Below are 6175 nucleotides of genomic sequence, written 5' to 3'. Positions count from 1 at the left end.
ACTTCTTTATAAACGAATCCGCCGGCGATCCCTTGCTCCGGATGGGCCAATCGATAGTAATGGGAATTATATCGAATAGTGCCGAAGGATAACCGAAGAAAAGGGGCTCGTACGGAGCCCCATTCTCGGACGCCTATGATGGATTAGTTGCACCCCGTCCCGCCGTTCGTGATTGCGCATACCGCCCCGTATACGAACACGGCAAACAAGAAAGCCGTCTGTTCCGGTGTGCGCACCACGGTCGCATCGTTGTTTGCATAATTGAAGCAAGACCACGGGTCGGTATCGCAAAGCGGGTCGGTGTCCAACTGCGGTTTCAACATCGCACCACCTTCACCGCTCCACGGGTCGGATTGCTGGGAATCGTCGTAGGCCAGCATCGTCGGTTGCTCGGTATCAATGGACGCCTGCCCGCCGTGAAACTTCTCGCAAGTGTCGTAACAAGACTGCGACCCGTCTTCGTATTCGTCGCACTGCCACTTGCATTGACTCAACTGACTACCCGCCGTCATCATCGGCGACTCTTGTTCAACCGAAGCCTGATACTGGATTCCGCCTTGACTCGTCGCTTCTTGCGGGGCGGCATACACCGCACCGACGAAGCCGAAGAGCATCGCAATCATCGCTATCTTTTTCATGGCTACTTCCTCCGTTGTTATCACTTGTGTACCCGTTCCTATACCCTTACTTTATTTCGATCGAAATGTCAAGATATATTTCTCGGCACTATCCGATATAATTTCCTATTTTTACGCTATCGACCGCTTGGGGGCGGGCACCCCTGAGGGTCACCCCGCTCGGTGTGTGGTTGTGTTCGGGTGGATATTCACATGCGCAGCAAGGATGCAAAGGATGCATGGGTCCAACCGACCTTTGATATACCCGACTTCGGCTTTCAGGTTCGCTAGGTCATCCTTGACCGTATCGATGCGCCCATCGACTGCTCGAATTTCTGTGATGACCCGCCAAAAACCCACGATGAGCGTGATGACGATCCCCCCAATACCCCGATGGTTTGCCAATCCATAACGCATCCTGCGCTCGATAGGTGGATGAGTGCAGGTGCTCCGAACGCCCGCGCTCGACTTCGATCATAGGATATCCCAAACGCATTTGTGTGCAGGTAGCATTTTAGATTGCATGGATTTCCCCGGCAAACGCCGACGGAAGCGGGCTAACGCTCGGGGGCTGAATGCGGGTAATCGAGGCGGAGCCGGGACGCAGGTGACACCATCATCGATCGGGGGGTCAGTCGGTCGAGCGGGTATCGAAAACGATATCCATCCTTGCGGGTGCGCTCGATGCGGTATCGGCCCACCTGCACCTCCATCCGTTCGAGTGCGTCCACCTGCGCTATCTGATATAGCGTACAATCATGCTATGAAATCGTAGCACTGAGGGGCGCAGGTACGGGCGGGGTATCGTTGGGTTTCACCTGCGCATCCATACACCGAGCCGAGAGCACCGAGCGAAGGGAGGGCGTTATGGATTTGCGAACTTTCTTAGGGTATGTCGGTGCGATTGCTATTGCGGTCGGGTCGGGGGTTTGGCTCATCAAGTCGGATCTCGACGCGGTCAGGTTGGATATCCGTGATAGCGAACTTCGCATGATCGCCCGCATCGATGCGGTGCGGGTGGACATATCCAACCTTCGATCCGATGTTGACGTACTCAAGGGTTGATTGGACCCGTTGAAAATTGCGGGAGGCGAAGCGGAATAGCACCCCTATCCATCCACCGACCCACATCGATCGAAGGTGAACGCCGCCCGCCGTGACCGCTATGCAAACGACCCCGAGTACCGAGCGGCGAATGCCTCGTCTCGGGCGTGTATGCGCAAACGACGGTCGAAGGCATCGAGCACCTGCGCTGATTGACTGGACGGGTGAGTATCCGCCCACCCTTCGCCAATCCACCTCGTAGCCTGCACCCATCTGCCAGCGCAAACGCCCGCCCCGTGCACTCGACGGGGCGGATGGCTCCATGGCTTCAAGGAAAGACACCTGCGTTGCGACCGAAGCGCTCGACAAAGCCTGGATGATGCGCCGGCGGCTATGGGAAACCGGAAAAGGGCGGCGGTGGGATGGCCTGTCATCCGGGGATTGGTGCTTTTCCGTATAACTGCCTTTTTATCGAGAGCGCTTTTTTCGATATCACATGCGAAACACGCCGTAGCGGGTCTTTTCGATCGGGGCGTTGAGCGTGGCGGAAAGCGAAAGGGCCAAAACCTCCCGGCTCTTGGAGGGGTGGATGATGCCGTCATCCCACAGGCGGGCACTGGCGTGAAGGGGACGACCCTCGCGTTCGAAGCGCTCCTCGATGGTGGATTTGAAGGCCTCTTCCTCGGCTTGCGACCACTTGCCGCCTTGGCGTTCGAGCGATTCCCGCCGGACGGTGGCCAACACCCCCGCCGCCTGCTCGCCCCCCATCACCGAGATGCGGGCGTTCGGCCATGTCCATAAAAAGCGCGGAGAGAAGGCCCGCCCGCACATCCCGTAGTTCCCGGCGCCGAAGGAGCCCCCGAAGATCAGCGTGATCTTCGGCACTTGGGCGCATGCCACCGCCATCACCAATTTGGCGCCGTCTCGAGCGATGCCTCCCGCCTCGTATTTACGCCCCACCATGAAGCCGGTGATGTTTTGGAAAAAAACGATCGGGATGCAGCGCTGCGCACACAGCTCGATGAAGTGCGCCCCCTTTTGTGCGGATTCGGCGAAGAGGATGCCGTTGTTGGCGAGGATCCCGACGGGGATCCCCTCGATATGCGCAAAGCCGCAAACCAGCGTCTGCCCGTAGAGCGCCTTGAACTCGTCGAGACGAGAATCATCGACGATGCGGGCGATCACCTCGCGCACTTCGAAAGGCCGGCGCACATCATCGGGGACCAAGCCCGGGATCTCGCAAGGATCGTAGCGAGGGGGCACCGAGGCTTGCATCGGCAAGCCGAGGGGTTTGGTCCGGGCGGTGCGATGGACCGCGCGTCGGGCCAGATCGAGGGCGTGGGCATCGTCGAGAGCGAGATGATCCGCAACCCCCGATTCACGCACATGGAGGTCGGCACCGCCTAGTTCCTCGGCGCTGACCACCTCGCCGGTGGCGGCCTTGACCAAGGGCGGGCCGCCCAGGAAGATCGTGCCTTGCTTGCGCACGATGATGCTCACATCGCTCATCGCCGGAACATAAGCGCCGCCTGCGGTGCAAGAACCCATCACCGCGGCGATCTGGGGGATCGCCTGCGCCGAGAGCCGGGCCTGGTTGTAGAAGATGCGCCCGAAGTGATCGCGATCGGGAAAGACATCCTCTTGGTTGGGAAGATTGGCGCCGCCGGAATCGACCAGATAGATGCAGGGCAAGCGATTTTGCGCGGCGATCTCCTGAGCGCGGAGCTGCTTTTTGACGGTCATCGGGTAGTAGGTGCCGCCTTTGACGGTGGCGTCGTTGCAGACCACCATGCATTCGATACCCTCGATGCGGCCGATACCGGTGATGATGCCCGCCGACGGCACCTCTCCTTCATAAAGATCGTGCGCGGCGAACAGACCGACCTCCAAAAAAGGAGATCCGGGGTCGAGCAAGCGAGCGATGCGCTCTCGGGGCAGAAGTTTTCCGCGCCGCCGGTGGCGATCGCGGGAGGATTCCGGACCGCCTTGCATGGTCCGCTCGGCGGCGACGGCCACTTCGTCGATCAACGCCGCCATGCGTCGGTCGTTGGCGAGAAAGACTTCCGAGTTCGGGTTGACCGAAGAGGAAAGGACGCTCATCGTTCGCTGGCTCTCATGGCAAAGGCTCCGATGCGAGGGGGCGGCGCCTTCTCGATCTGAAAACCCGATCCAGATGCCATTCCAGATGATCGGGATCCGGTCGATCGTCGGCATTGTAGGGAAGGTGGATCTCCTTGCCCCGAAAGCGATGGAAATATCGCTCGCAGCTATCCCGATCGCCGTTGACATGATCCGAGACCATCACCCTCATCCCCTCGTCGATTCCGATCGCACCGTTATCGAGCGCCCGGTGGTGGATGGTACAAAGCGCCAATCCATTATCGATCCGATCCGGGCCTCGATAGGCGTGCCATCGGATATGGGCGGCCTCGACCCCGAGGGATGTATTGCCGAGTCGAATGTTGTAGTCGCATACCGCACATCGATAGCCGTAGGCGACCAATACCTCTTCTCTAAATCTCGGATCTCGGGGGCGACGCTTGACGATAGCCTCTCGATGGTCCATCTCGTCGAGCGCCTCGTCGAGCCCCACCCGAGCGAGGATATCGGCGTGCAGGGTTTCGGGGAATTCCTTGTCGAGCAGGCGTCGGGCGATTTGGAAGATCAGCCGGTGATTGCCTTTGAGGAGATGGTAAACGGGGGCGGTGAAGCCCGCTTCGACGTCGTGTTTTTTCAACCGGGAAGGGCTTCGAATGAGCATCAAGGGGGATTGGTGCTCGATCTTTTCTCGGGTTGCCGGATCCTCTTTCAACCTTCTTTGGATCTCGTCCCAATCCCGAATCTCCCATAGCCTGCCTTGGCCCGCCCTGTCACCGGAAAGGTGGGTAAAGGGCAGGCAGGGATCGGGCTGCCTTGCATTCAGCCCGTAGTCTTCGATCAACGAGGTGCCCGGTCCTTGGATGTCGCTATAGGCCATGAAACGCCGATCGCCTCGAAGGATCCTTCCCAATGCCAAGAGCACCATCAAGGGTTTATGCGGCGAGGGTCGTTTGGCCGAACGATTTTGGCGCAGGTGATCGAAGGCATGGAGGAGATCTTCGGCGGTAAGCCCAAGATCGCCTTTCGAATCCGACTTCTTCGAATCCGATTTTTTCGAAAAGGGATGTCGATCGTTCATGCTCTTCGTCTCGCCAAGCCTTTTATTTCGCATTGCATTTCGATCGTATCCGCAGGGCGCTTCGCCCTCGCCTTGCCCTTTCAGCCGCTTTCCTCGAAGAGCTCGCGGCCGATCAGCATCCGGCGGATTTCGGAAGTCCCGGCGCCGATCTCGTAGAGTTTGGCATCGCGCAGCAAGCGACCGGCGGGGTAATCGTTGATATAGCCATTGCCCCCCAAAAGCTGGATGGTATCGAGGGCGATGCGGGTGGCTTTTTCCGCGGCATAGAGGATGCAACCGGCGGCGTCGAAGCGCGTGACCTCGCCGCGATCGCAAGCGGCGGCCACCGCATAGACATAGGCGCGGCAGGCATTGGCCCCGGTGTAGATATCGGCCAGCTTCGCCTGCACCAGCTGGAACTCGCCGATGGAGCGACCGAACTGCTTGCGCTCGTGCACATAAGGCATCGCCAGATCGAGGCAGGCGGCCATGATCCCCAAAGGTCCGCCGGCGAGCACCACCCGCTCGAAGTCGAGCCCGGACATCAACACCTCCACCCCCCGACCCTCCTCGCCCAAAACGTTCTCGTAGGGCACCTCGCAATCATCGAAGACCAACTCGCTGGTATTCGAGCCCCGCATCCCGAGCTTGTCGAGCTTGGGAGAAGCGGAAAAGCCGGGGAATTCGCGCTCGACGATGAAGGCCGTGATGCCGCGCGCGGCGGCCTTCGGGTCGGTCTTGGCGTAGACCACCAGCACATCGGCATCGGGGCCGTTGGTGATCCACATCTTCGTGCCTTGCAAGACGAAGCGATCGTTATGTTTCGAGGCGTTGAGCCGCATCGAGACCACATCCGACCCGGCACCGGATTCGCTCATCGCCAGCGCCCCGACATGCTCGCCCGATATCAATCGAGGAAGGTATTTCCGGCGCTGTTCAAGGCTGCCGTTTCGCCGGATCTGATTGATGCAAAGATTGGAATGGGCACCGTAGGAAAGGGCGACCGAGGCCGAGGCGCGGCTTATCTCCTCCATTGCCACGACATGGGCGAGATAGCCCATCCCCGCCCCGCCCGAGTCTTCTTCCACCGTGATGCCGTGCAAACCCAGCGCCCCCATCTCCTGCCAAAGGGCTTGAGGAAACTCGTTGCGGGCATCGATATCGGCGGAGATGGGGGCGATCCTCTCGAGCGCAAATCGGCGAACGCTCTCCCTTAGCGCCTCGATCTCCTCCCCCAAACCGAAATGCATGCCGGAATCGAACATCGAAGCGGGCTCCTTTTGAAAACGAAGGCAAGGACGAGGGGGAATCCGATGCGTATTATCGATCGATGCGGACAATGCGGCATCGCAAAGGC

The 6175-nt window shown here is 59.5% G+C and carries 7 protein-coding genes; 2 read left to right on the top strand and 5 right to left on the bottom strand.

The features are described 5' to 3' along the window. Positions 1-143: 143 nt before the first annotated feature. Positions 144-638 carry a hypothetical protein gene (locus BF99_RS0105675; protein WP_156013180.1) on the bottom strand — a complete coding sequence of 165 codons (495 nt, stop codon included), beginning with the start codon at positions 636-638 and terminating at the stop codon, positions 144-146. Positions 639-788: 150 nt separating this feature from the next. Next, the gene (locus tag BF99_RS0105670) at positions 789-1034 is read right to left on the bottom strand and encodes a hypothetical protein (protein WP_025770110.1); all 246 of its coding nucleotides are present in this window, start codon (positions 1032-1034) and stop codon (positions 789-791) included. Positions 1035-1484: 450 nt separating this feature from the next. Here BF99_RS0105670 and BF99_RS0105660 point away from each other — a divergent pair, with 450 nt between their 5' ends. Both BF99_RS0105660 and BF99_RS22800 read left to right on the top strand, forming a co-directional pair. After that, entirely contained in the window at positions 1485-1682 is a 198-nt protein-coding gene (locus BF99_RS0105660; RefSeq protein ID WP_025770109.1) for a hypothetical protein, read from the top strand. A 301-nt stretch (positions 1683-1983) separates the two neighbouring features. Next, a complete protein-coding gene (locus tag BF99_RS22800) occupies positions 1984-2121 on the top strand; it encodes a hypothetical protein (protein ID WP_156013179.1) in 138 nt (45 codons plus the stop codon). A 32-nt stretch (positions 2122-2153) separates the two neighbouring features. Here BF99_RS22800 and BF99_RS0105655 read toward each other — a convergent pair whose 3' ends face one another. The 3 genes from BF99_RS0105655 to BF99_RS0105645 all read right to left on the bottom strand — a co-directional run bounded on the left by BF99_RS0105655 (position 2154) and on the right by BF99_RS0105645 (position 6083). Next, complete coding sequence (locus BF99_RS0105655) at positions 2154-3761, bottom strand: carboxyl transferase domain-containing protein (protein ID WP_025770108.1); 1608 nt, start codon at positions 3759-3761, stop codon at positions 2154-2156. 13 nt (positions 3762-3774) lie between these two features. Next, positions 3775-4839, bottom strand: a complete 1065-nt coding sequence (locus tag BF99_RS21865; protein WP_197019055.1) for a phosphorothioated DNA-binding restriction endonuclease — start codon at positions 4837-4839, stop codon at positions 3775-3777. Between the two features lie 80 nt (positions 4840-4919). Next, a complete protein-coding gene (locus BF99_RS0105645) occupies positions 4920-6083 on the bottom strand; it encodes an isovaleryl-CoA dehydrogenase (protein WP_025770106.1) in 1164 nt (387 codons plus the stop codon). Between the last annotated feature and the right edge of the window lie 92 nt (positions 6084-6175).

The sequence above is a fragment of the Thioalkalivibrio sp. HK1 genome (assembly GCA_000583135.1).
Classification (GTDB): Bacteria; Pseudomonadota; Gammaproteobacteria; order HK1; family HK1; genus HK1.
Note: the sequence above shows the minus strand (reverse complement) of the source record. Positions and strands in the feature narration are given on the sequence as shown.